Source organism: Mesorhizobium sp. M4B.F.Ca.ET.203.01.1.1 (assembly GCF_004791025.1).
Lineage (GTDB): Bacteria > Pseudomonadota > Alphaproteobacteria > Rhizobiales > Rhizobiaceae > Mesorhizobium > Mesorhizobium abyssinicae.
On the sequence record NZ_SRUO01000008.1, the window covers coordinates 1 to 24910 of the forward strand.

Annotated in this window: 26 protein-coding genes and 1 tRNA gene; 13 read left to right on the forward strand and 14 right to left on the reverse strand. The window is 64.1% G+C overall.

Features of this window, described 5'->3' with window-relative positions; all coding sequences use genetic code 11:
- From EN846_RS18340 to EN846_RS18355, 4 genes are all read right to left on the reverse strand, one after another.
- Positions 1–388, reverse strand: a 388-nt coding sequence (locus EN846_RS18340) for an ankyrin repeat domain-containing protein (protein ID WP_189523706.1), incomplete at its 3' end; no start/stop codon positions are given.
- Between the two features lie 365 nt (positions 389–753).
- Positions 754–839 (reverse strand) — tRNA-Leu (locus EN846_RS18345).
- Between the two features lie 266 nt (positions 840–1105).
- The gene (locus EN846_RS18350; protein ID WP_127283885.1) at positions 1106–1306 is read right to left on the reverse strand and encodes a DUF1127 domain-containing protein; all 201 of its coding nucleotides are present in this window, start codon (positions 1304–1306) and stop codon (positions 1106–1108) included.
- Positions 1307–1479: 173 nt separating this feature from the next.
- Positions 1480–2058, reverse strand: coding sequence for an NUDIX domain-containing protein (locus EN846_RS18355; RefSeq protein ID WP_127394154.1), 579 nt, complete (start codon positions 2056–2058; stop codon positions 1480–1482).
- 153 nt (positions 2059–2211) lie between these two features.
- Here EN846_RS18355 and EN846_RS18360 point away from each other — a divergent pair, with 153 nt between their 5' ends.
- The 3 genes from EN846_RS18360 (at position 2212) to EN846_RS18370 (ending at position 3941) form a co-directional block, all read left to right on the forward strand.
- Entirely contained in the window at positions 2212–3315 is a 1104-nt protein-coding gene (locus EN846_RS18360; protein WP_135913942.1) for an NADH:flavin oxidoreductase/NADH oxidase, read from the forward strand.
- A 75-nt stretch (positions 3316–3390) separates the two neighbouring features.
- Positions 3391–3669, forward strand: a complete 279-nt coding sequence (locus EN846_RS18365) for a DUF982 domain-containing protein (RefSeq protein ID WP_127310126.1) — start codon at positions 3391–3393, stop codon at positions 3667–3669.
- A 32-nt stretch (positions 3670–3701) separates the two neighbouring features.
- Positions 3702–3941, forward strand: a complete 240-nt coding sequence (locus tag EN846_RS18370) for a DUF2188 domain-containing protein (protein WP_127283881.1) — start codon at positions 3702–3704, stop codon at positions 3939–3941.
- A gap of 161 nt (positions 3942–4102) precedes the next feature.
- On the opposite strand, the gene EN846_RS18375 is transcribed toward EN846_RS18370, so the two are convergent.
- Complete coding sequence (locus EN846_RS18375) at positions 4103–5092, reverse strand: alpha/beta hydrolase (protein ID WP_127391378.1); 990 nt, start codon at positions 5090–5092, stop codon at positions 4103–4105.
- A 137-nt stretch (positions 5093–5229) separates the two neighbouring features.
- On the opposite strand from EN846_RS18375, the gene EN846_RS18380 reads away from it, so the two are divergent.
- The 5 genes from EN846_RS18380 to EN846_RS18400 all read left to right on the forward strand — a co-directional run bounded on the left by EN846_RS18380 (position 5230) and on the right by EN846_RS18400 (position 8662).
- Positions 5230–5973, forward strand: coding sequence for a competence/damage-inducible protein A (locus EN846_RS18380; protein ID WP_127283879.1), 744 nt, complete (start codon positions 5230–5232; stop codon positions 5971–5973).
- 101 nt (positions 5974–6074) lie between these two features.
- Positions 6075–6908, forward strand: coding sequence for a universal stress protein (locus EN846_RS18385; protein WP_127283878.1), 834 nt, complete (start codon positions 6075–6077; stop codon positions 6906–6908).
- Between the two features lie 145 nt (positions 6909–7053).
- Positions 7054–7554: a xanthine phosphoribosyltransferase gene (gpt, locus tag EN846_RS18390; protein ID WP_027145490.1), complete on the forward strand. Its 501-nt coding sequence runs from the start codon at positions 7054–7056 to the stop codon at positions 7552–7554.
- A gap of 203 nt (positions 7555–7757) precedes the next feature.
- The gene (locus EN846_RS18395) at positions 7758–8246 is read left to right on the forward strand and encodes an NUDIX hydrolase (RefSeq protein WP_127310130.1); all 489 of its coding nucleotides are present in this window, start codon (positions 7758–7760) and stop codon (positions 8244–8246) included.
- A gap of 104 nt (positions 8247–8350) precedes the next feature.
- Positions 8351–8662 (forward strand): PilZ domain-containing protein, encoded by a 312-nt coding sequence (locus EN846_RS18400; protein ID WP_127391377.1) that lies wholly within the window; start codon positions 8351–8353, stop codon positions 8660–8662.
- A 100-nt stretch (positions 8663–8762) separates the two neighbouring features.
- On the opposite strand, the gene EN846_RS18405 is transcribed toward EN846_RS18400, so the two are convergent.
- The 3 genes from EN846_RS18405 to EN846_RS18415 all read right to left on the reverse strand — a co-directional run bounded on the left by EN846_RS18405 (position 8763) and on the right by EN846_RS18415 (position 13454).
- Entirely contained in the window at positions 8763–10568 is a 1806-nt protein-coding gene (locus tag EN846_RS18405; RefSeq protein WP_127391376.1) for an ABC transporter ATP-binding protein, read from the reverse strand.
- Positions 10569–10979: 411 nt separating this feature from the next.
- Complete coding sequence (locus EN846_RS18410; RefSeq protein WP_127391375.1) at positions 10980–12656, reverse strand: NAD+ synthase; 1677 nt, start codon at positions 12654–12656, stop codon at positions 10980–10982.
- 84 nt (positions 12657–12740) lie between these two features.
- Positions 12741–13454, reverse strand: coding sequence for a DNA-3-methyladenine glycosylase I (locus tag EN846_RS18415; protein WP_127391374.1), 714 nt, complete (start codon positions 13452–13454; stop codon positions 12741–12743).
- A gap of 90 nt (positions 13455–13544) precedes the next feature.
- Here EN846_RS18415 and EN846_RS18420 point away from each other — a divergent pair, with 90 nt between their 5' ends.
- Positions 13545–14105, forward strand: a complete 561-nt coding sequence (locus tag EN846_RS18420) for a DUF1003 domain-containing protein (protein ID WP_127283872.1) — start codon at positions 13545–13547, stop codon at positions 14103–14105.
- Entirely contained in the window at positions 14105–14716 is a 612-nt protein-coding gene (locus EN846_RS18425) for a DedA family protein (protein ID WP_127391373.1), read from the forward strand. The genes EN846_RS18420 and EN846_RS18425 overlap by 1 nt, the downstream gene beginning before the upstream one ends.
- A 2-nt stretch (positions 14717–14718) precedes the next feature.
- Here EN846_RS18425 and EN846_RS18430 read toward each other — a convergent pair whose 3' ends face one another.
- From EN846_RS18430 to EN846_RS18440, 3 genes are all read right to left on the reverse strand, one after another.
- Positions 14719–15318, reverse strand: a complete 600-nt coding sequence (locus EN846_RS18430; RefSeq protein ID WP_127391372.1) for a hemerythrin domain-containing protein — start codon at positions 15316–15318, stop codon at positions 14719–14721.
- Positions 15319–15358: 40 nt separating this feature from the next.
- Positions 15359–15718, reverse strand: a complete 360-nt coding sequence (locus EN846_RS18435) for a diacylglycerol kinase (protein WP_127391371.1) — start codon at positions 15716–15718, stop codon at positions 15359–15361.
- A 110-nt stretch (positions 15719–15828) separates the two neighbouring features.
- The gene (locus EN846_RS18440) at positions 15829–16257 is read right to left on the reverse strand and encodes a GFA family protein (protein ID WP_127391370.1); all 429 of its coding nucleotides are present in this window, start codon (positions 16255–16257) and stop codon (positions 15829–15831) included.
- A gap of 319 nt (positions 16258–16576) precedes the next feature.
- On the opposite strand from EN846_RS18440, the gene EN846_RS18445 reads away from it, so the two are divergent.
- The 3 genes from EN846_RS18445 to EN846_RS18455 all read left to right on the forward strand — a co-directional run bounded on the left by EN846_RS18445 (position 16577) and on the right by EN846_RS18455 (position 18860).
- Entirely contained in the window at positions 16577–17647 is a 1071-nt protein-coding gene (locus tag EN846_RS18445) for a diguanylate cyclase (protein WP_127283868.1), read from the forward strand.
- Between the two features lie 102 nt (positions 17648–17749).
- Positions 17750–18133, forward strand: a complete 384-nt coding sequence (locus EN846_RS18450) for an MbcA/ParS/Xre antitoxin family protein (RefSeq protein WP_187331292.1) — start codon at positions 17750–17752, stop codon at positions 18131–18133.
- Positions 18093–18860: an RES family NAD+ phosphorylase gene (locus EN846_RS18455; RefSeq protein ID WP_127391369.1), complete on the forward strand. Its 768-nt coding sequence runs from the start codon at positions 18093–18095 to the stop codon at positions 18858–18860. Before EN846_RS18450 ends, EN846_RS18455 begins: the two co-directional genes overlap by 41 nt.
- 97 nt (positions 18861–18957) lie before the next feature.
- On the opposite strand, the gene EN846_RS18460 is transcribed toward EN846_RS18455, so the two are convergent.
- The 3 genes from EN846_RS18460 to mfd all read right to left on the reverse strand — a co-directional run bounded on the left by EN846_RS18460 (position 18958) and on the right by mfd (position 24897).
- The gene (locus tag EN846_RS18460; RefSeq protein ID WP_127391368.1) at positions 18958–19662 is read right to left on the reverse strand and encodes a hypothetical protein; all 705 of its coding nucleotides are present in this window, start codon (positions 19660–19662) and stop codon (positions 18958–18960) included.
- Between the two features lie 172 nt (positions 19663–19834).
- Positions 19835–21208: a 3-deoxy-7-phosphoheptulonate synthase class II gene (locus tag EN846_RS18465; RefSeq protein WP_127391367.1), complete on the reverse strand. Its 1374-nt coding sequence runs from the start codon at positions 21206–21208 to the stop codon at positions 19835–19837.
- Positions 21209–21399: 191 nt separating this feature from the next.
- Positions 21400–24897, reverse strand: a complete 3498-nt coding sequence (gene mfd, locus EN846_RS18470; RefSeq protein ID WP_135858395.1) for a transcription-repair coupling factor — start codon at positions 24895–24897, stop codon at positions 21400–21402.
- Positions 24898–24910 lie beyond the last annotated feature (13 nt).

The following is a 24910-nucleotide window of genomic DNA, read 5'->3' on the forward strand; positions in this document are numbered from 1 at the left end:
AACCGAGATTGACCGCGATGTGGATCGCGTTTTCGCGGCTGCGTTTCGAATTTGGATTTGCGCCTCCGTCCAGCAACAGTTTGATCAAGTCGATCCTGCGTTTAGCCAAAGCCGGCATCAGGGCAGGACCCAAAACCGGTGTCGGGGCGGCGTTGACGTCGGCACCGCGATCCAGGAGCAGTTTGGCCGCCGCGAAATGCCCACCCTTGACCGCAAGATAGAGTGGTGTCGCCTTCCCATCGCTCTCATCGACGCCGGCACCTGCGTCGAGCGCTGCCGTGATCCCCGCCACGTCGCCCTTCGTGGCGGCGTCGTGGATAGCGGCGGCATGCGTTACAATCGGTATGTGCAAAAGCACCAATGGAAGCAAAAGCAAAACGTGGCGCATTCGCTACCCCCTTGTGACAAACCGGAGGACTAGGCACGCTTTGAGAAGGGCAGAGTTTAGTGCGAATGCCTAATCGCGACAAGGTTACTTAAGCGACTTCTAACGGACGAAATCGGGACTTTCGCGAGTGACGGGAGAGGGCTCGCAACTGAAAGCTGATTTTCGAGAAGCGTTAGCCCAAAAAGTGCCTGGAGGTCTTCCGTTCGGAATTGCTCAGTTCCAAGGTCATCTCGGATAAAAAGAGGCCGGCGCCTGTTGGGCGGGGGGCTTTGGGGTAAGACGCCGGCCTGGGCGGATCAAATCCGCCGCCAGATGAACTTAGCGACATGAGCGCAGAGCGTAATTCCGTGATCGCACCAGTGCGCTGGTGCGGACGACGGGAATCGAACCCGTACGATCAGAGATCGAGGGATTTTAAGTCCCTTGCGTCTACCAGTTCCGCCACGTCCGCGCGCCGCGATTACAAGCACTTAAGGCGAGACCGGTCTAGTCCTGTGGGTGGATTTGGCACCGTTTGGCACCAAATATCCCTATTGCTGTTCCGCGCCCGCTCTCATCGCAGCTTCGATCGCCGCCGCCGCGCCTTCGTCCGGCTTCCTGAAGAGGTGGCGTAGACCGAAAGCGTGACCGCGGGTGATGCATGCTCTGGCCGGCGGCTAGTTGCAACAACGTCGATGCCACCCGCGATTAGGGCGGAAGCATGGGTGTAACCCCACCCTAATGGCTGGACTGCCAGCGCATGGTCTCGATGTCGTCACGGGAAATCCCGATGTCGCTGAGAATGTCGTCCGGCGACTCGCTCAGTTCGTCCGTTGCCTTCAACTGCGCCTTCTGATCGGCTCGGCGACCGAGCCAATCGACAAGGGGACCAACTACGACAAGAGGAAGGGTTACAAGCATAGGAAGGTTGACAAGCATCGGAGTGCTCCCTTCACCGCTGCAGAAAAACTACGCCGTGCAAGCTAGGCCAATGCGTGAATGCGTCTGTGACAAAATTCACAGAGCGCCGGCCATGTTGGCCGGGCTTTTTCCATGGCGCTCTTCTGAAGTACGCTTTCCTTAGTCACCGGAACTTGGCGCTGGCAGGCGCCTCAGGCCGGTATCGGATATAGTTTCAGGTGCTGGATCAGGATGATCGTCTTGGCATCGACGATGCTACCGTCGGCGATACCGGCGAGCGCCTCGTCGAGCGTCATCTCCAGGACCTCGATGTCCTCGCCCTCTTCCGGCGCGCCGCCGCCGGCCGAGATACGGTCGGCCGGCGAGTAGCGCGCGACGAAGAACCAGAGCCGCTCGGTCACGCTGCCTGGGCTCATGTAGGGCGCGAACAGCCTCTGGACGTCCTTCAGCCGGTAGCCGAGTTCTTCCTCCGCCTCCTTGCGGATGCAGGTTTCCGGGTCGTTTTCGTCGAGCAGGCCCGCGCAGGCCTCGATCAGCGGCTCTTGGTGGCCGGTGGCATAGGCCGGATAGCGGAACTGCCGCACGAGCAGAACGGTCGAGCGCGATGGATCGAAAGGCAGGATCACCGCGCCGTCGCCGCGATCGTAGGTCTGGCGGATCTGCGTCTCCCACTGCCCGTCGCGGCGGCGATAGTCGAAGACCGTCTTCTTCAGGACCGCCCAATCGTCGGAAAGCACCTCTTCCGAGCGGATGCGAATGCGATCTTCCATTATGAACTCCTTGTGCCGGCGCCATGGCGTAGCCGCGAACCGGCGTTCATGCAATCCGGGCGACGATTGGGCCAGACCAAGGTTTCACCGCCTCGTGTCTGGTGCGTGCCGGTGCCCTCGCCTAAATAAGCATCCCCTGCCGGAGTTCTTTTCATGACCTCATCGCTTTTCCAGCCGATCACGCTTGGCGGCCTCACCTTGCCCAACCGCATCGCCGTGGCGCCGATGTGCCAGTATTCGGCTGAGGACGGATCCGCCAGCGACTGGCATCTCTATCATTGGATGAACCTTGCCATGTCCGGCGCCGGCATGGTCACCGTCGAGATGACCGACGTCGAGCGGCGCGGACGCATCTCGCATGGCTGCCTCGGTCTCTTTTCCGACGACAACGAAGCCGCTGCCCGGCGCACGCTGGACGCGGCAAGGCGCGTCGCCGCGCCTGGCACGAAATTCGGCACCCAGCTTGCCCATGCCGGCCGCAAGGCTTCGTGCCAGCGGCCGTGGGAGGGCGGCGGGCCGCTCAAGCCCGACCAGGATCCCTGGCCGATCGTGTCAGCCTCGGCCATCGCCTACGACACAGGCTGGCAGGTGCCGCACGCCCTGGAGGAAGACGAGATCCTGCGCATCATCGAGCGTTTCGCCGATGCGGCGAGGCGCGCCGAACGCGCCGGTTTCGACTTCATCGAACTGCACGCGGCGCACGGCTACCTGATCTTCCAGTTCCTGTCGCCGCTGTCCAACCGGCGCACCGATCGCTGGGGCGGTTCGCTTGAGGACCGCATGCGTTTCGTCATCGAGATCGCCAGGGCGGTGCGGAAAGCCGTCCCCAAGCTGATGCTCGGCGCGCGCCTGTCGGTCAAGGAATGGGTCGATGGCGGCTTCGATGTCGAGGACGCCATCGAGGTGACCAAGGCGCTGAAGGCCGAGGGCATCGCCTATCTCTGCTGCTCGAGCGGCGGCAATTCCCCCTTGCAGCAGCTGCCGTCTGGGCCTGGCTACCAGGTGCATCTGGCGGAAGCGGTGCGAAAAGGCGCCGGCATCCCGACGCGAGCCGTTGGGCTGATCGACGACCCGAAGCAGGCCGAGGCGATCGTTGCCGACGGCCAGGCCGATATGGTGGCGCTGGCGCGCGCCTTCCTCGCCGATCCGCGCTGGGGATGGCGCGCCGCGGCGACCTTCGGCCAGGAGATCCATCCCGCGCCGCAGCTTGCCCGCTCGGTGACGACGATGCGGCACTGGATGAAGGCGGCGAGCTGACCACCTCGCTGAGACGTTTGGGCGCAGCCCGGAAGACACGATTGCAACCAATTTGGCTGCTTTGCGTTTGCGGCCATGATGGACAGCAAACCCTTTGAAAAGCCGGTGGTGGTCGAACTCGGCCATGTCGGCAAATATCGCCAGATCCGCAGCACCAGGGAGGCAGCGGAGTGCCTGATGACGGTTTGGCCGCTCAATCGCGGCCCCCGCCATCGTGATGCAGTCGACACTTGCCTGAAAGTGCTGGAAGGATATCGTTCAACCGCGGATGCGCGCCGGGCCTTGATCGAAGCGGCCAAGGAATCGGAAGTGCTGGTGCCCGACGACCGCTTGCCCGACGATCGGCTGCATTGAGCAAAAAGGGGCCTTTTCAACCGGAGGACTTCATGGCGAAGCTGACTTACAAGATCGTCGAGCACGATGGCGGCTGGGCCTACAAGGTCGGCTCGACCTTCTCGGAGACGTTCCCCACCCACCAGGACGCGCTGCGCGCCGCCGAGATCGCTTCGGCCGAGCAGCAGATCGCCGGCACCACGGACGGCATCCAGTACGAGGACGCCGAAGGCAAGTGGCACGATGAACTGGCCGATGGCAGGGACCGGCCACAAACCGAAGTTTCCGATTAGCATCTATTCCTGGGGCGGCTCTTGCCGGAGCGGGCGCGGATGCCCGCGAGGGCATCCTAGCCAGCCACTTGGAAAGCGCGCGGTCTGCTACTTGCCGCAATAATGATCGTTGACATTCTGCCCGGCATTGGCATCGGGTCCCGGCTAGCCCGCTTCGGCGTTCAGTCGATGGCTGAGAGGCTCTTCGTGGCAAAGGCGCGCGCGGCAATGCGCTTGATGAAGGCGGTGACGCGCTCCGGATCGATGAATTGCGGCATGTGGCCCAAACCGTCGACGGCCTCGAAATCGAGCCCTTTGAGCCTGTCCCGCATCGGTTCGCCATGGATAGGCATGCCAATGACGCGGTCGGCGGTGCCGAACAGAATGCCGGCAGGCATGGCGATCTCGCCATAGCGCAGCTCGATGCGGCCGAGATCCTGTTCCACCGCAACGACGTCGGTCGAGGTCGCATGGAAATGGGCGGGCCGCAGCCCAAGCCAGCCGCCTCCTGCGGTCATATAGTCACCGGGAACGGCCTGCGGCGCGAAGATGAACCTCATTGTCGGCTCCGCGTATTTCAAACTCAAGGGTATCGCCACCGTATTCGCCATGATCCGGCGCAGCAGTCGCGAAGGAACGTAGAGCAGGTCGAATTTCTGGCGCGCCATGGTTTCCAGATGCGTCAGGGGTGCCAGCAAGGCGATGCCAGAAATTGTCCCGGGGTGCTCCACCGCCAGCGTCAGCGCGATCGCGCCGCCCAACGAATGACCAACGACCAGCGGCTTTTCCAGCCCGAGCCTGTCGATGAAGCGCCGCACGATTTCGGCCTGCTCGGGCAGTCGCCCCGTGGCGTCACTAGCCCGCACAGAATAGCCGGAGCCCGGACGGTCGAGCGCGATCAGGCGATAGCCCGGGCCGAAGCGGCCGAACAGCGTGTGGCGGAAATGGTGAAGTTGGGCGCCGAGCCCGTGCAGGAAGACGATCGGCCTGCCCTCGCCTTCCTCGACATAATGGATACGGTTGCCGTCGATCTCGACGAATTTTCCGCGCGCCGGTACCAGCCTCTCGGCCTTGGCGCTGATCCACCATGTCGCCAGCACAAGGCCGACGACTACGGCAACAGCGAGCAGGAGCAGGCCACCGAGCAGCCAGGACAAGATCGACAGCAGCATTTTTCCTCTCACTGGCAACGCAGGCAGCTTACCTGCCGCAGATGTCGCCGCAAGGCGCCGCCGTGGCATAGTGCTGGCGCATTGCCGCCGCTCCGTCGCCGCGCTATCTCAGGCGACCCTGTTTGCCGGAGCCTGTCATGCCTGAAATCGTCACCGCCGCCATGCTCGTCATCGGCGACGAGATCCTGTCGGGTCGGACCAAGGACAGGAACATCGGCCACCTCGCCGACATCATGACGGCCATCGGCATCGACCTCAAGGAAGTCCGCGTCGTTCCCGACGAGGAGGACGAGATCGTCGCCGCGGTCAATGCCGTGCGCGCCCGCTACACCTATGTCTTCACCACCGGCGGCATCGGCCCGACGCACGACGACATCACCGCAGATTCGATCGCCAAGGCATTCGGCGTGCCGTGCGAATATGACACCAAGGCCTATGCGATGCTGGAGGCGAGCTACGCCGCGCGCGGCATCGAATACACCGAGGCCAGGAAGCGCATGGCGCGCATGCCGCGCGGCGCCGACCACATCGACAATCCGGTGTCGATCGCGCCCGGCTTTCGCATCGGCAACGTCCATGTCATGGCCGGCGTGCCGGCGATCTTCCAGGCTATGCTCGACAATGTCGTGCCGACGCTGAAGGCGGGCACCAAAATGCTGTCGGCGACCGTCCATTGCCCGTTCGGCGAAGGCCTCATCGGCGGCCCGCTGGCCGACATCCAGAAGGCGCATCCCGACACCATCATCGGCTCCTATCCGAAATATGGCGACGGCAAGTTCTGGACCGAGCTCGTCGTGCGCGCCCGCGACGAGGAGGCGCTGGAGGCCGCGCGCAAGGATGTTGAAGCCATGGTTGCCGGCTTCGCCGCTGCTGCCGGCTGATCTGGCGATTTCGGTTCCCCGGTCGACCCGGAACCAAGCATGGCACTGTGACGTTTCCTTGGGCGCGCGCCGCATTGCGCCGACACGTTGAGGGACCCAGCATGCGCTTCAAGACCATCGTCGCCATTTTGCAGAACGAGCAGGACGCCGAGCGCGTGCTCGCTTGCGCCATCCCGCTTGCCGACCGCTTCCAGAGCCATCTCGTCGGCATCCATGCCGAAGCGCTGCCCGTTCCCTACACCTCGGCCACCGGCTTTCCGGACACCGAATTCCTGCAGGTGTCGGCCGAGATGAACCGCGAGCGCGCCGACAAGCTGGAGGCCCTGTTCCTGAGGCGTATCGAGGAGTCCGGCCTGTCCTTCGAGTGGCGCAGCCTCGAGAGCTTTTCCGGCGACAGCGCGCTGACCGGCATTTCCACCGTCCGCGCCGCCGACCTGATCATCGCCGCGCAGCGCGACACCGGCGGCGACCCGGGCGCCGACGTCGACACGCTCGTCTATGATGCCGGCCGGCCGGTGCTCGTGGTGCCGCATGAAGGGCCACTCCTTACAACTTTCAAGCGCGTGCTCCTGGCCTGGAACGGCAGCAAGGAAGCGGCACGCGCCGCCTTCGACGCCCTGCCCTTCATCAGCGAGGCCGAGAAGACGGACATATTGATCATCGATCCGCCTGAGTCGCTGGACGAGACCCCGGAAGCCGCCGGCGCCGAAATCGCCGCGGCGCTTTCCAGGCACGGTGCCACCGTCAGCGTGTCGGTGCAGAAGTCGAACGGCGCTTCCGTCGACGACCTCATCCAGACCCGCATCGCCGAGACCGGCGCCGATCTGCTCGTGCTCGGCGCCTACAGCCATTCCTGGCTGCGCCAGCTCTTGTTCGGCGGCGTGACGCGCACGGTGCTGCGCACCGCGCCGGTGGCAGCTTTCCTGTCGCGATAATCCCGACAAGCAAAGCGACGCGGGCTTAAGTCCACAGGCATGGCTTGTTGCGAGCTTGCCAAAGCCGGCATTTTCCCGCTAATTCCGCCTGCATTCCCTTGGATATCGTCACGCGCCTGGTCGCGTGCTGCGGAGTGCGTGAAAAATGTCCCTTCCCGAAAAAGCTTTCCCGGTCTCCTGGGACCAGTTCCACCGCGACGCCCGCGCGCTTGCCTGGCGGCTTGCCGGCGCCAGCAAGGGGCAGTGGAAGGCGATCGTCTGCATCACCCGCGGCGGCCTTGTGCCCGCCGCCATCATCTCGCGCGAGCTCGGCATCCGGGTGATCGAGACGGTCTGCGTCGCCTCCTATCACGACTACACCAGCCAGGGGCAGTTGCAGGTGCTGAAGGAGATCACGCCGGCGCTGCTCGCCGATGATGGTGCCGGCGTGCTGATCATCGACGACCTGACGGACACCGGCAAGACTGCGGGCATCGTGCGCGCCATGATGCCCAAGGCGCATTTCGCCACCGTCTACGCCAAGCCGAAGGGGCGGCCGCTGGTCGACACCTTCGTCACCGAGGTCAGCCAGGACACCTGGATCTATTTCCCCTGGGATATGGGCTTCACCTACCAGAAGCCGATCGCGGACGATCACGCCGGTTGATCGGTCATTTTTTCCACTGAAACGGTTCACGACGCATTTTTTTGCTGCGCATGAAATGCGCGCCGCAAGGCCATTTCACGCAATCGACTTTTCTTGGTGGAATTCAACAAGTTCCTGTGAAGTTTTTTACTTTTGTCGCGTATGATCAGAGGTAAGATTCGTGAGGCAACGAACGAGTTCGAGGGCTGGGGCTAGCTTCTCCGATGCTGACAAGGCCAACGACGCACAACCATCTGGCCGAAAGAGTCCGGCGACTCTTCGGCAGCGCGCCTTGCCGCCTGCAGGTTGCCGCCCTGCCCTGGCGCGAGGCCGAAAATGGTGTCGAGATCATGCTGATCACCAGCCGCGACACCGGCCGCTGGGTGCTGCCCAAGGGCTGGCCGGAGGCCAAGGAGCCGCTTAGCGAGGCGGCCGCGCGCGAGGCCGGCGAGGAAGCCGGATTGCGCGGCACCGTCTCCCATCTCGAAGCCGGCCGGTATTTCTACGCCAAGGTGCTGGCTTCCGGTGAGGAAGTGCCTTGCGAGGTGCTGGTCTACCCGTTGCGGGTCGACCACATCGCCGACCGCTGGAAGGAAAAGCGCGCGCGCACCCGCAAATGGGTGAGCTCCGCCGAAGCCGTGCGCATGGTCAACGAACCGGACCTCTGCCAGATCATCGCCTATTTCTGCGCCGACCCGCACAAATTCGCGTGAGTTGTCCACCAAAAGCCATTGCCGGCGGGCAAGGCTTTGGCGTGGGCATTGCCGTACGCAAGGATGGCCCCTAGATTCGATTCGGCTGCCTTGGCGTTTTGGTGATGACGAATACCGCACGACCCCTCGAGGACAATTCCGACGATCTTCGGCGTAAGCACCGACAGCGTGTGCTCAAGGGCGGCTCGATCATCACCGGCATCCAGAATTCCGAGATCAGCTGCACCTTGCGCAACCAGAATGACGGCGGCGCCGAGCTGAAGGTCGCGCCGGACGCCCACGTTCCCGATCGCTTCCTGCTCTACGTGCCGGTCGACGGCGTCGCCTATCGGTCTGAGGTCCGCTGGCGCCGCAACGACCGCGTCGGCGTCCAATTCTGCGGCACCGAGCCGAAGCCGAAGCTGCACTACGGCTGATCGCCGTCGCCCAGGCCAGGTCTCGCCGGACCGGGGTCGTTCCTCTCCGTATCGAAATAAAGGGCACCCCGGACCGGGAGGGTCCGGAATGCCCTTCGCCTCAGATCACCAGGCCCTTGGTCAGTTCGAGCGCCTGGCGCTCGAACAGGCGGCGGTAGATGCCGCCGTTCAACCGGATCAGCTGGTCGTGCGAGCCCTCCTCGATGATGCGGCCGCGATCGAACACCAGCAGCCTGTCGAGCGCCCTGACCGTCGACAGCCGGTGCGCGATGACCAGCGTCGTGCGGCCGACCATCAGCCGCTCCATTGCCTGCTGGATCAGCACTTCCGATTCCGAATCGAGGCTGGACGTCGCCTCGTCGAGAATCAGGATGCGTGCGTCGGCGAGGAAGGCGCGCGCTATCGCCACCCGCTGCCGCTCGCCGCCCGACAGCTTCACGCCACGCTCGCCCACCAGCGTGCCATAGCCTTTCGGCAGGTCGCAGATGAAGTCATGCGCGCTCGCCAGCCGCGCCGCATGCTCGATCTCGGCCTGCGTGGCGCTGGGCCGGGCATAGGCGATGTTCTCGGCCAGCGACCGATGGAACAGGATCGGCTCCTGCTGGACGATGGCGATCTGCGCGCGCAGCGATGCCTGGGCCACCTCGGAAATATCCTGGCCGTCGATCAGGATCCTGCCGGCGTTCACGTCGTAGAGGCGCTGGATCAGCTTGACGAAGGTCGTCTTGCCCGAACCGGAATGGCCGACCAGTCCGACGCGCTCGCCGGAGGCGATCTCGACCGAGAGATCGCGATAGAGCGGCAGCCGGTGGTTACCATAGTGGAAGGTGACCCTGTCGAACCTGATGCGCCCATCGTTGATGCGGATCGGCCCGGCCGCCGGCCGGTCCTCGATGCCGAGCGGTTCGGCCTGGAAGTCGACCAGTTCCTCCATGTCGTTAATCGAGCGCTGCAGATTGCGGATATGCGTGCCGATGTCGCGCAGATAGCCTTGCAGCACGAAGAACGAAGTCAGCACGAAGGCGACGTCGCCGGCGCTGGCCTGCCCCCACGCCCACAGCATCAGCGCCAGACCGATGACGGCGGTTCTCAGCAGCAGAAGCATCGTGCCCTGCGTGGTGCCGTTGACGGTGCCGCGCACCCAGGTGCGGCCGGTGCGGGCGCGCCATTTGGCGACGACCCTCGCAAGCCGCGCCTCCTCGCGCGTCTCGGCGCCGAAGCCCTTGACCACGGCATTGCAGCTCACCGCATCGGCCAGCGACCCGCCAAGCCGCGTGTCCCAGGTGTTGGCGAGTCGGGCGGCCGGCGCGACATAGCCAAGCGACAGCGTCGCCGTCACCGTGATGAACAGCACCGAGCCCGCGGCGACCACCGCGCCCATAAGCGGCCAGAACCAGCCGAGCAGCAGCGTCGAACCGACGAGCATGACGACCGACGGCAAGAGCGCGATCAGGATCGTGTCGTTGAGCAGGTCGAGCGCCCACATGCCGCGCGTGATCTTGCGCACGGTCGAACCGGCGAAGCTGTTGGCATGCCAGTCGGTGGAAAAGCGCTGGACGCGATGGAAGGCGTCGGCCGCGATATCGGCCATCATCTTCAGCGTCAGCTCGACGATGGCCATGAAGGCGGCGTTGCGCAGCACGACGCCGGTCAGCGCCAGGGCAACCAGCATCCAGAAGGCCGAAATCGCCGCGTTCCAGGCGACGGCATCGGCTGCACTGCCATTGGCGACGGCGTCGACCAGCCGGCCGGAATAGAGCGGCGTCAGCACGTCGGCCAGCGTCGACAGCAGGAAGGCGCCCATGATCAGCGAAAGCCGCCACGGCTGGCGCCGCCAATGGCCGAGCGTGAAGCCGAGCACGCTGCGGAAGGCGTCGGCGCGCAGGTCGATTCGAAAACGAGCCATGATGTCATCCGGGCGCAAATGTGCCCGGTCCCGATAAGATGGAATTGAGAAAAACCGCGTCGGCGCCAATCTGGCGCCCGGAATACGGAGGTTCAGCATAGTGGCGGCTCGCCCATATGCGGGCGGCGACCGGCAGCGGCAAATGCCTGTCCTCGATCGAAGCTTTGTCGCGAAGGCAAGCCTTCGCGAGGCGACGATCAGGACCTAGGCTTCGCGGCCTCGCATAACGATTTCAAATCGTGGCATTCGGTTCCTCCTGGTGGAGAATCGCGGAGACGTTCTTATAGAGACGCTCTTGCGCATCGCCAAGACAGACCGCGGGCGAATGCGCATCTGGTCCAAGCAGTGAGACGATTTTGCAACAACGGCCGGTTGTACCGTGGCTGCTCAGGCTGGGCAGGAAAAAAGCGCTTACCGCCCGTCCCTGAACCGGTTGGTGATCGGGTAGCGGCGATCGCGGCCGAAATTCTTTCGGGTGATCTTCACGCCCGGCGCGGCCTGCCGGCGCTTGTATTCGGCGATGTAGAGCAGGTGCTCGACCCGCGCCACCGTCGCCCGGTCATGGCCGCGCGCGACGATGTCGTCGACGCCCATCTCGTTCTCGACCAGGCACTCCAGAATGTCGTCGAGCACCGGATAGGGCGGCAGCGAGTCCTGGTCGGTCTGGTTTTCGCGCAGCTCCGCCGACGGCGCCTTGTCGATGATGTTCTTCGGGATCACCTCGCCGGAAGGACCGAGCGCGCCCGGCGGCACATGGCTGTTGCGCCAGCGCGACAGCGCGTAGACCTGCATCTTGTAGAGGTCCTTGATCGGGTTGAAGCCGCCATTCATGTCGCCGTAAAGCGTTGCGTAGCCGACCGACATCTCGCTCTTGTTGCCGGTGGTGACGACCATCGAACCGAACTTGTTGGAGATCGCCATCAGGATGGTGCCACGCGCGCGGCTCTGCAGGTTCTCCTCTGTGATGCCTTCCTTGGTGCCTTCGAACATCTGCGTCAGCGTGTGCAGAAAACCTTCGACCGGCTCGAAGATCGGCACGATGTCATAGCGGCAGCCGAGCGCGCGGGCGCAGTCCTCGGCATCCTTAAGCGAATCCTTCGAGGTATAGCGATACGGCATCATCACGGCGCGCAGCCGCTCCTCGCCCAACGCATCGACGGCTAGCGCGGCGCAGATCGCCGAATCGATGCCGCCGGAAAGGCCGAGCACGACGTTCTTGAAGCCGTTCTTGTTGACGTAGTCGCGCAAGCCCAGCATGCAGGCCCGGTAGTCGGCCTCCTCCCGCTCCGGGATCTTCGACATCGGCCCTTCGGAGCAGGCCCAGCCATCCTGCGTGCGCTTCCAGGTGGTGACGTCGACCGCCTCCTCGAACTGGCTCATCTGGAAGGCAAGCGTCTTGTCAGCGCCTATGGCAAAGGAAGCGCCGTCGAAGATCAGTTCGTCCTGGCCGCCGAGCTGGTTGGCGTAGATCATCGGCAGGCCGCATTCGATCACCTGGCGGATGACGACCTGGTGGCGGACGTCGATCTTGGCGCGGTAATAGGGCGAGCCGTTCGGCACCAGCAGGATCTCCGCGCCGCTTTCGGCCAGCGTCTCGCAGACGGCGACCTCGCCCCAGATGTCCTCGCAGATCGGAATGCCGATGCGCACGCCGCGGAAATTGACCGGTCCCTGCAATTCCGGCCCGGCCTGGAAGACGCGCTTCTCGTCGAATTCGCCGTAGTTCGGCAGATCGAGCTTGTAGCGCTCGGCGAGGGTCTTGCCGCCATCGGCGACGATGATCGAATTGTGCGTGCCGCTCTTGCGCTTCAGGGGCGTGCCGATGATGACGCCGGGACCACCATCGGCAGTGTCCTTGGCGAAATCTTCCGCGGCCTGCTCACAAGCCTTCAGGAAAGCCGGCTTCAGCACCAGATCCTCCGGCGGATAGCCGGCGAGGAAGAGCTCGGTGTAGAGCACGATGTCGGCGCCCTGTCGGGCGGCGTCCGCGCGCGCCTCGCGCGCCTTGGCGAGATTGCCGGCGACGTCGCCGACAGTCGGATTGAGCTGGGCGATGGCGATGCGCAGGATGTCGGGCTTCTTGGTCATGCCTGCGGGTTTAGCGCGGCAAATTTCGCCGGGCAATGGCGTTCGCTTGGGCCACTATGCCCAGCGGGCCAATGTCCCGAAATCCTATTCGCTCATATATTCTCGCAAGGCTTCCGGCGAGTGGTTCTCGCCGATCGACATCGAAAGTATTCGGGAAATGTGCCGGCGCGGCAGGCCGGTTTCAGCCGACCATTGATTGATCTGCGCCTGGATCTTGTCGAGGTCCCGCTTCGAGGTCGGGTTCTCGGCGATGTCGATACCGGCATCGCGCAGTGCCGCCGCCATGTCGGTCGAGACGATGAAGGTGTCCCACTCCAGCCAGCGCAGGAAGTACTGGCCGGTGTTGCCGCCAAGCCGGCTGCCATGCTTGCCAAGCCAGGCGGTCAGCCCGACCTGGTCGTCGGCCGGCCAGGCGGCGAGGAATTTGCCGAAGCCGCCATGCTCCTTCGACACGCGCTCGACGAAGGCGGCATTGTCGCGGACGGACCTGATCTTCTGCGGATTGCGCACGATTCGCTTGTCGGAGGCCAGTTCGTGCCAGAAATCGTCGGGCTGGAACAACAGCCGCTTCGGCTCGAAGCCGAGGAACGCCTCCTCGAAACCCGGCCACTTCTGCTCGATGACGCGCCAGACGAAACCGGCTGCGAAAATGCGCTCGGCCATGGTCGACAGGATGCGGTCATCCCCGATCTTCGCCACGGCCTGGTTGTCGGGCATCGGCCCGAGCAACGATTGAAGCGCTGCTTCCCCGCCCTTGCGCTTCGCCGCGCGGGCGCGGATTTTCTGGAAATCGGCCATGGGTATCCTCGCGGGTTCGCGTCAATGTAACACTTCCCGTTCGGGCCGGCAGCCTCTACCTCTATGCAAGCTTTCATGACGGAGGGCGACATGAACAAGACAATCGATGACCTGGCGAACCGCTGGCTCAAACGCCGGCTGGATGGCCTCGGCCAGATCGAGAGCCGGGTGCTGCAAAGCGCGCTCGATCGCACCACCATCTCGAAGGACACAAACAAGGCCGTCGCCTTTCACCAGACGTTCGGCGACCGCGTCGCCGACACCATCGCCCGCATCGGCGGTTCATGGTCGTTCATCCTGACCTTCGTCGCCTTCCTGATCCTGTGGACCTGCGGCAATGTCTGGCTGCTGTCGCGCGCCGCCTTCGACCCCTACCCCTTCATCTTCCTCAACCTCGTGCTGTCGATGATCGCAGCACTGCAGGCGCCGGTGATCATGATGTCGCAGAACCGCCAGACCGAGCGCGACCGCATCGACGCCGCCCACGACTATGAGGTCAACCTCAAGGCCGAGATCGAGATCATGGCGCTGCACGAGAAGCTGGACGAACTGCGCCACAGCGAGCTGATAGGCATGCGCGACGAGATCGTGCGGCTGGCCGAGCAGGTTAGACGCATCGACGAAAAGCTGTCGGCGCGACAAAGCCCCTGATGACCGAGGCGATCCATCATCTCATCGAGCAGTACGGGCTGGTCGCGGTCTTCCTGGGCTGCGTCGCCGAAGGCGAAAGCGCTGCCATCCTCGCCGGCTTCTTTGCCCATCAGCATGTCTTCGTGGCCTGGCAGGCTTTTCTGGCTGCGGCCATCGGCGCCTTCGCCGGTGACACCTTCTTCTTCATCCTCGGCCGCAGCTTCGCCGATCATCCCTATGTGCTCAGGCTGAAGGCACGGCCAGGCTTCAGCCATGCCTTCCGTCTCGTCTCCTCCCATCCCAACATCTTCGTGCTTTCGAACCGCTACATCTACGGCATGCGCCTGGTCGGCGGCGTCGCCGCCGGCTTCGCCAGCATCACAGTGACGCGCTTCGTCGTCCTCAATGCCATCTCGTCGCTGGTCTGGGCGGCGCTGTTTTGCACGGTCGGCTACGTCTTCGGACTGGGCGCCGAACGCATCGTCGGCCAGGCGCTGGCGCGTCACGAACGGCTGCTGACCGCGCTGGCGATCGGCCTTGCCGTCGCCTTCCTCGCCTGGTTCCTCGCCCATAGCGTCGCCAGGAAGGAGCGCGCCAACGACGCAAGGGATGGTCAGAGCGAGGCCAAATAGGCTCAGTCGATGTCGGTCTCGGCGTCGAGCGCGCCGTCGCCACGGTCGAGGATCAGCGGGATGATCAAATCCTCTTCGTCGGCCAGATGCCTTGTGAGCATGGCGATCAGCCGGCTGTTCTCATCGGCATAGGCATCGGCGGCAACGCGCTGTCTGTCCTCGCTCTCCTGCAGCGTTCGGATGAAGGCATTCGCCGCCTCGGCATTGCGCTCCAGCCCCTCGTGGATGGTGTGATGATCGGCATCGAGGATCTCGAAGCCGCGCTTCAACCGGGGCTCGGCCTTGGCGAAAGCCGGAAAGTACTGATAGTCCTCGACGTTGTGGTGACCGTCGAGATTGCCGAGGAAATGGTTCAGCCGCGGCGCGAACCAGCGCGCGAAGTCCGGTGCTGCCAGCCTGCCCTCGCGATAATTGCCAATGCCGTCGGTGAGCATGCCGCCGAGCTCGCGGAACATGTCGTGCCGCCCAAGCCACATATTGGCGAGGCCATGAATATTGCCGTGGCCCTGCCAGGTCTCGCGCGGATATTTTTGCGTCAGCCAGCGCAGATCGTCCGGCAGGCCGGCTCGCTCGAGCAACGAAAAATCAGCGGCGTCCGACATGACAGTCTCCTTTGGTAACCGTCATGTAGGAAGCGCTATACTAGATCGGTAGTCCCGTGATGCGCTCGATAATGGCGATGCCCCAGACGCCGGCTACGATCACTACCGAGATCAGCACTGCCAGCGAACCGCAATCCTTGGCGAGCTGGATGTCGACATTGAACTCGCGGCTGAAGGCGTCGCAGGCAGCCTCGATGCCGGTGTTGAGCACTTCGACCATGATCAGCAGCAGCACCGCGCCGATCAGCAGCGCGTAGCCGCGCCACGACACCGAGATGAACCAGCCCGCCGGTAGGGCAAGGGTGAGCAGCATCAGCTCCTGCTGGAAGGCCTCTTCGTGGGCAGCCAGCTTGCGGAACGCCCGCACCGAGTTGAAGAAAGCATCGATCAGCCGCTGCATGCCCAAATCCCCTTTCCGAGTGACCGGCAGGGGATATAGCAACGGCTGGATCAATGGAATAAGGCAGTGCCGCCAAAATCACGCGCTCTGCCGCTTTGCTCGCTTGCCGGTCATTCGGCGGCCTCACCGGCGACCTTGACCGAGGGCGACGATTTCTCGAACTGCGGCAGCCCGTCGTCGATCGAATAATAGTCGCCCTTGTCGCCAACGAAGATATGGCTTTCCCCGGCAAGTCCGGACGGCCTGTCGAAGGCGCCGGCCATGATCGAAATCTGGTCCAGCTCGTTGTGCTTCCAGAACAGCAGCGAGCCGCAGATGCGGCAAAATCCGCGTCTGGCGACATCGGACGCGCCATACCAGCTGAGCACCTCGGCTCCCTCTATGTCGACATCGGCATCCTTGGCCGATGTCGCCGCGACGAAATGGCCGTTCTGCCTGCGGCATTGCGAGCAGTGGCAGTAGACGACACCGCGCAGGGCTCCCCTCGTCCTGAAGCGCACCGCTCCGCACAGGCATGCTCCGCTGTGTTTTTCCTCCATCCCGGTCTCCTTCGAATTCCTCTCGCGCTGGTGGCAGGATTCCAGTTTTGCGCCCGCCGGGCACCGGCAAATGCGACATCGGCGGGACGTGTTTCGCCCTGCACCTGCATAAGGGGCTATTACATCCTGAGGTAGAGAAAACCGTGCTGAAATCCGTCCTATTAAGGAAACTTTAGCGCGCTCGCATCTATGGTCGTTATGAGTGAAGGTCGTGAGCGGGGACGCGATACTTCTCGTGTCTGGCATTTCCGGTCGCACTCCCCTCATGGCGACACCGGCACGCGCAGGTCTGCGGTGGTTCTTGAGGAGTGAACAGAACATGCAGCCGGCTTTCGTTCCAAATGACAGGAACACCGACATTGCGAGCACCGTCGTGGCGACGATGCGCCAGCTCGGCGTGCTCGGCCTGCCGCGCAACTACGAGATCTTCTACGAGGCGCTGAGCGGCAGCAATCACGAACTCAGCCTGGCCGTCGTCTCGCTCAGCAACCGGCCGACCCAGGAGGATCTCGACCGCATCGGCCGTACCTTCTTTGCCCAGCATCATGGCCCCGGCATCGTCGAGCACGCGCGCGACGTCATCGCCAAGGAGCTCGAGGACATTGCCTCGCTCTTGCGCAGCGAGCGATCCCACATCGAAAAATACGGCCGCATCCTCGACGAGACGTCGAGCGGGCTCGGCAACCGCAGCATGCTGTCGCAGGACCTGCTGCAGAAGATCGTCACCGCCATGTCGGCGGCCACAAACTCGACGATCGACCATGGCAGGCAAGTGGCGAGCACGCTCAGCGAAAAGACCGCCGAGCTCGAGAGCGTCAAGTCGAAGCTCGAGGAGTACAAGCGGCTCGCCGACACCGATCCCTTGACGCAGGTCTGGAACCGCCGCGCCTTCGACAAGGAAATCACCAGGATCTACAATTCCAACAAGGGCATCCTGTTCAATGCTCTGATCCTCGCCGACATCGACCGCTTCAAGGACATCAACGACCGCTTCGGCCATCCGGTCGGCGACAGGATCATCCAGATCATCGCCGAGATCTTCCAGACCAGCATTCGCGGCGACATGTTCGTTGCTCGCACCGGCGGCGAGGAATTTGCGCTGATCGTCGAGGGCGCCAGCGAGGATACTACCTTCGAGATCGCCGAGCGCATCAGGACGCTTATCGAGCAGACGCCGTTCACCAGCAGCCAGACCGGCACCAATTACGGCACGGTGACCGTGTCGATGGGCATTTGCATGGCGTCCGAGGCCGAAAGCCCCGAGGACCTCTACACCAAGGCCGACCGGGCGCTCTATCGTTCGAAGGTCGGCGGCCGCAACCGCGTGACCAGGCATTCGGCGATGGCCGCCCGCGCCGGCAAGAGCTGGCTGCTCTACAAGAAGGACTGAGTTTTCGTGCCGATCATCGGCCTGCCCGCGAAAAATGTTTCGCGGCAATCCCTTTCCATGTGAATTTTTGTAGCCTATATTTTCCATGGAAAGGAGCACGCCATGCCATCCGTGCAACCTCATATCGCCAGCGGCACGGCCGAAAACGCCGTCGTCACCAAGTCCACGTTGCGCGCCGCCGAACTGCTCGACGTTACAGCAAGGGTGCTGGCGTCGGTCATCGGTGTCTCCGAAGCCACGGTTTCGCGCATGCGCAAGCAGGATTTCCTGCTCGAGCGCGGCACCAAGCCGTTCGAGCTGGCCGTCCTGTTTGTCCGGCTGTTTCGTTCTCTCGACGCCATCGTCGGCGGCGACGAGGGCATCGCCCGGGCCTGGCTGAAGAACGCCAACACGGCTTTCGACGGCGCCCCGATCGAGAAAATCCAGACGATCTCAGGACTTGTCGATGTCATCGCCTATCTGGACTCCCGACGCGCTCTCGTCTGAATCCATCCGGCTCGAAGGCAAATACTGGCGCATGGTCGAGGCGCAGCACCGCGTCTCGACACTGAAGGTCGTCGACACGCTCGACGAGCAGGCCCTGCTGGAAGAGCTGATCGAGGAGACCAAGCCGCAGATCCCGCTCGAATGCCGGCATCTCCATTATCTGCTGGCGACGCCCTTTCGCTACGGCTCGGTCTATCCGCATGGCTCGCGCTTTCGCCGCGCCGGCCGGACCAGGGGCGTCTACTATGCGGCGGAGACCATGTTCACGGCTGTCGCCGAGATGGCGTTCTACCGCTTGCTGTTCTTCGCCGAATCCCCTGACACGCCCTGGCCGCGCGACGCCGCCGACTACACCGCATTCGCCGCCGCCATCAAATGCGCCGCCGCCATCGACCTGACGAGGCCGCCGCTCGATCGTGACGCGGCCGTATGGACGCATCCGACCGACTACGCCGCTTGCCAGGCCATCGCCGATGTCGCGCGCGAGGCCGGGCTGGAGGCGATCCGCTACCGCTCGGCGCGCGACCCGAAAGGCGCCAACATCGCGCTGTTGACGTGCAAGGGTTTTGCAAAAGCAAAGCCGCTGGAGCCGCAGACCTGGCGCATCCGCCTCGGCGCCTTCGGCGTGCAGGCGATCTGCGAGTTTCCGGAGAAGCGGATCGAATTCTCCAGGGCGGCCTTCACCGATCCGCGGCTTGCCGGGCTGCGCTGGGAACGTGGGCGCTAGAGCATGATCCCGAAAACTGGGAACCGGTTTTCGGAAAAGATAATGCTCCAGCAAAGAGTTGGATCGGGATGACGATCCAACGAAACGCCCTCCTGATCTAAGCCAATATGTTCACGGCCCGCGCCGCCACCAGGGCGATTGTCAGCAGCGAGATCAACGCCTCCGCCATCATCAAGAGCTTGGCGCGCTGGCTAAGCGGCAAGGTGTCGGTCGGCGAGAATGCCGTCGCGTTGGTGAACGCCAGGAAGGCATAGTCGACGAAGCCGGGCAGCCAGCCGCGGATCTCGCGGTCGGGCAGCGTCATCTGCGGAAACAGGAAATCGGCCTGCGCGCGCTTGACCAGCCCACAGGTCGGCGGCCCGCCGCGGTCCGTGCTCCAGAACCAGAGCGCGAAGACGATGACGTTGGTGACCCAGATGTTGAGCGCATCGACAAGCAGCGTGCTGCCGGCGCCGGCATGGCCTTCGAGCAGCGCCCTGACCAGGAAGACCAGCGCCCCGCAGTTCATGACGCTGATGACGCCGGTGAGGACCAGCGCGATGCGGCGGATGTAAAGGCGAAACCGGCCGATCGCGTACCAATGCTCGTGGTCGACGGCCTTCCGTGTCGCCATTTGCGTCCACGCCGTCGCGACCGACAGGGGCACCAGCAGCACCGCCTCGATCGCAGGCGCCAGCCAGCGCGGGCCGAACGACAGGTCGTTTATGACCAGAAGCTGCAGGCAGATGATGACGAGGACCGCCGCGCGTGCCGACCAGAAATCAAGCGCGCGGTGGTGGATGACGGCATGCTCGTGACGCATGATGAATGCAGGAACCAGTTGCGGTGGACGATGCAGTTCCACCCAATCTTGGTCTTGCAGTGGTCGCGCCAGAACACATTTTCGTAAGTCTGACGTTACCGGGCTCGGCCCCGAACGAAAAAGGCGCCGGATTTCTCCGGCGCCCTTGACTGGATCCAAAGCAGCAAGCGGTTCAGCCGTTGGCGGCCTGCTTGTGCTGGACTGTATGGCTCTTCTTGAGCAGGTCCGAGACCAGGAAGGCGAGCTCGATCGCCTGGTCGGCGTTGAGGCGCGGGTCGCAATGCGTGTGGTAGCGGTCCTGCAGGTCTTCCGCGGTGATGGCGCGGGCACCGCCGGTGCATTCGGTGACGTTCTTGCCGGTCATCTCGACATGGATGCCGCCGGGATGCGTGCCTTCGGCCCGGTGCACTTCGAAGAAGGTCTGCACCTCCTTCAGGATGCGATCGAACGGCCGCGTCTTGTAGCCGGCGGCCTCGATCGTGTTGCCATGCATCGGGTCCGACGACCACACCACGCTGCGGCCTTCCTTCTGCACTGCCCGCACCAGCTTCGGCAGATGCTCGGCCACCTTGTCGGAACCGAAGCGCGCGATCAGCGTTAGCCGTCCCGGCTCGTTTTCCGGATTGAGCAGGTCGATCAGTTCCAGCAAACCGTCCGGCGTCAGCGACGGGCCGCATTTCAGGCCGAGCGGGTTCTTGATGCCGCGGCAATATTCGACATGGGCATGGTCGGGCTGGCGCGTGCGGTCGCCGATCCAGATCATGTGGCCCGACGTCGCATACCAGTCGCCCGAGGTCGAATCGACGCGCGTCAGCGCTTCCTCGTAGCCCAGCAGCAGCGCCTCGTGGCTGGTGTAGAAATCGGTCTCGCGCAACGCGAAGTTGGTCTCCGAGGTGATGCCGACCGCCTTCATGAAGTCCATCGTCTCGGTGATGCGGTTGGCGAGCGACTCGTATTTTTCGCCCTGCGGGCTGTCGGAGACGAAGCCGAGCATCCAGCGATGCACATTCTCCAGGCTGGCATAGCCGCCCTGGGCAAAGGCGCGCAGCAGGTTGAGCGTCGCCGCCGACTGGCGGTAGGCCATCTCCTGCCGGGCGGGATCGGGGATGCGCGACTTGGCGTCGAATTCGATCCCGTTGATGATGTCGCCGCGATAGCTTGGCAGCGTCACGCCGGCCTTGGTCTCGTTGTCGGACGAGCGCGGCTTGGCAAACTGGCCGGCGACGCGGCCAACTTTCACCACCGGCTGCGCGCCGGCGAAGGTCAGAACGACGGACATCTGCAGGAAGACGCGGAAGAAGTCGCGGATGTTGTCCGCGCCGTGCTCGGCGAAGCTTTCGGCGCAATCGCCACCCTGGAGCAGGAAGGCGTCGCCGGCGGCGACGGCAGCCAACTGCTTCTTCAGCTTGCGCGCCTCACCGGCAAAAACCAGCGGCGGAAAGGTGGCGAGCTGGGCTTCCGTGTTCTTCAGCGCGGCAAGGTCCGGATAGGCGGGAACCTGCTTGATCGGCTTTTCTCTCCACGAATTCGGCGACCATTTCGTCATCGTTGCACCCAAACGCCCTTCAGCGGCAATTCCGGGAAAACTGTGATCTCCGTGCGGAATTGCGTCAAACAAACAGATGAACGGGCACCCTCGCCCGCCATTCCCGCCCCTATATGGGGTGGCGGCTCCATACACGAAGCCGAATTCCTATTCTAGACCGGAATTTCGGTACTGGCGAATGCGCTGGACGGTTATGCTGCCTTGTCGACCAGCCGCGCCAGCTGCGTCATCACCACGGCCGAGCCGGCCAGCCGCTTTTCGGCGTTCGGCCAGTCGCGGATGAAGACGACGCTGTGGTCTGGCCGGATCTTGGCCAGCGAGCCCTGCTCGCCGATGAACTTGACCAGCCCGACCGGATTGGGGAACTCGCGCTTGCGGAAATGGATGACGACGCCCTTGGGACCGGCATCGAGCTTTTCGACATTGGCCCTGCGGCAGAGCGCCTTGATGAACACGATCTTCAACAGATGCGTCACCTCTTCCGGCAGCGGTCCGAAACGGTCGATCAGCTCGGCGCCGAAGGCGTCGATCTCCTCGGTGCTCTCGAGGTCGCCGAGGCGGCGGTAGAGCGCGAGCCTGAGTTGCAGGTCCGGCACATAGCTTTCAGGGATCATCACCGCCGTGCCGACGGCGATCTGCGGCGACCAGCCGCCGTCCTGTACCTCGCCGGAATCCTTCACTTCGGCAACCGCCTCCTCCAGCATCTGCTGGTAGAGCTCGAAGCCGACCTCCTTGATGTGGCCGGACTGCTCTTCGCCCAGCAGATTGCCGGCGCCGCGGATATCGAGGTCGTGGCTGGCGAGCTGGAAGCCGGCGCCGAGCGTGTCGAGCGACTGCAGCACCTTCAGCCGGCGCTCGGCGGTATCGGTCAGCTTGCGGTTGGCCGGCAGCGTGAACAGCGCATAGGCGCGCACCTTGGAGCGACCGACGCGGCCGCGCAGCTGGTAGAGCTGCGACAGGCCGAACATGTCGGCGCGATGGATGATCAGCGTGTTGGCGGTCGGGATGTCGAGACCGGACTCCACGATGGTCGTCGACAGAAGCACGTCGTACTGGCCGTCGTAGAAGGCGTTCATGATGTCGTCGAGCTCGCCCGGCGGCATCTGGCCGTGCGCCACCGCGACTTTCAGCTCCGGCACCGATTGCTTCAGGAAATCATGGATTTCGGCCAAGTCGCTGATGCGCGGCACGACATAGAAGGAGTGGCCGCCGCGATAGCGCTCGCGCAGCAGCGTCTCGCGGATGACCAGCGGATCGAAGGGCGAGATGAAGGTGCGCACCGCCATGCGGTCGACCGGCGGCGTCGCGATCAGCGACAGCTCGCGCACGCCGGTCAGCGCCAGTTGCAGCGTGCGCGGGATCGGCGTCGCCGACAGCGTCAGCACATGCACGTCGCTCTTCAGGTCTTTCAGCCGCTCCTTGTGCTTGACGCCGAAATGCTGCTCCTCGTCGATGATCAGCAGGCCGAGATTCTTGAACGAGATCGCCGACCCCAGCAGCGCATGCGTGCCGACGACGATGTCGACCGTGCCCTCGGCGATGCCCTTCTTGGTTTCGGCCAGTTCCTTGGAGCCGACCAGCCGGGAAGCCTGCGCGACGCGGATCGGCAGGCCGGAGAAGCGCTGCGAGAAGGTCTTGAAGTGCTGGCGCGACAGCAAGGTAGTCGGCACCACCACGGCGACCTGAAAACCTTCCATGGCGGCAATGAAGGCGGCGCGCAGCGCCACTTCGGTCTTGCCGAAGCCGACATCGCCGCAGACCAGCCGGTCCATCGGCTTGCCGGCGCCGAGATCGTCCATGACGGAATCGATCGCGCCCTGCTGGTCGTCGGTCTCCTCATAGGGGAAGCGCGCCGAGAACTCGCCATAGAGGCCTTCGGCGGGGATCATGGCGGGCGCCGAGCGCATCTGCCGCTCTGCGGCAATGCGGATCAACTGCCCGGCCATGTCGAGCAGGCGCCGCTTCAGCCGCGCCTTGCGCGACTGCCAGGCGCCGCCGCCAAGCTTGTCCAGCGTCGCCTCGGCCGAATCCGAGCCGTAGCGCGACAGAAGCTCGATGTTCTCGACCGGCAGGAACAGCCGGTCGTCGCCGGCATAGTGGATTTCCAGGCAGTCGTGCGGTGCGCCGACCGCCTCGATGGTGCGCAGGCCGATGAAGCGGCCGATGCCGTGGTCGGTATGGACGACGATATCGCCAGACGACAGCGACGAGGCTTCGGCAATAAAGTCTGATGCGCGCTTCTTGCGCTTGGAGCGCCGGATCAGCCGGTCGCCGAGGATGTCCTGCTCGGCAACGACAACCAGTCTCTCGGTCTCGAAGCCGGATTCGAGCGGCAGCACGGCAAGGCCCGCCTGCCCCGGCTCGAGCTTTTCCGCCTCGGCAAGCGTCGCCACCGGCTTCAAATTGCCAAGATGATGCTCGGCCAGGATCTGGCCGAGCCGGTCGAGCGAGCCTTCGGTCCAGCCGGCGACGACGACGCGGCGGCGCGCGGCGCGCTCGTCGGCGATGTGCTTCACCACGACATCGAAGACGTTGATGTTGGGATCGGCGCGTTCCTCGGCGAAGCTGCGGCCATGCCGCGCGCCGGCATGGAAGACCTTTTTGCCCCCCACATCGGGCGCATCGAAGACGGTGAAGTCGATGTCTTCGCGCGGGCCGAGAGACGCCTTGAGATTCTCCGGCGAGAGATAAAGCAGGTCCGGCGCCACCGGCTTGTAGGGCACCGCGTCCTTCAGCGCGCCGTCGGCCTGCTTGCGGCGCGCTTCGTAGTGGTCGAGGATCAGCGTGTGGCGTTCGGCCAGCGCCTCATGCGCCAGATGGTCGAAGACCACGGGCACGTCGGGCAGATAGTCGAACACCGTCTCCAGCCGCTCGTAGAAGAACGGCAGCCAGTGCTCCATGCCGGCAAAGCGCCGCCCTTCGCTGACCGCGGCATAGAGCCCGTCGTCGCGCGACGGCGCGCCGAACGCCTCGATATAGGCGCGGCGGAAGCGGCTGATCGTCTCCGGGGTTAGCGCCACTTCGCTCATCGCCTGCAGCGCCATCGACGTGCGCTGGCCGGTGGTGCGCTGCGTGGCGGCGTCGAAGACGCGGATCGATTCCAGCGTGTCGCCGAAGAAATCGAGCCTGAGCGCCTCACTCCAGCCGGGTGCGTAAAGATCGAGGATGCCGCCGCGCACCGCGAACTCGCCGACGCCACGCACCGTCGGCACCCGCTCGAAGCCGGAGGTTTCCAGCCGCGACACCAGCGCATTCATGTCGATCTGGTTGCCGGGCCTGGCGTGGAACGTCTGCGCTTCGATCAGATCGGCGGGCGGAATGCGCTGCAGCAGCGCATTGGCGGTGGTGAGGATGACGGCGCGGTGCGGCTTCCTGGCCAGTGCGATCATGGCGGCGAGCGCGTCGAGCCGGCGCGCGGCCGCGTCCGAGCCGGGCGAAACGCGGTCGTAGGGAAGGCAATCCCAGGCCGGCAGTTCCAGCACCGGTAGGCCCGGCGCGGCAAAAGCCAGCGCCTCGGTGATCGCCGGCAAGCGCTGGCCGTCGCGCGCCACGAACAGCACTGGCTTGTCGGGCGCGATCTCGTGCGCAGTCTGCACCAGCGCGAAGGCTTCGTAGCCGTCGGCGACGCCGTCGACGATGAACTGGCCGGCGCGGCCCTTCGGCAGGCCGATTGTGGGGATCAGGCTCATGAAATCACGTCGT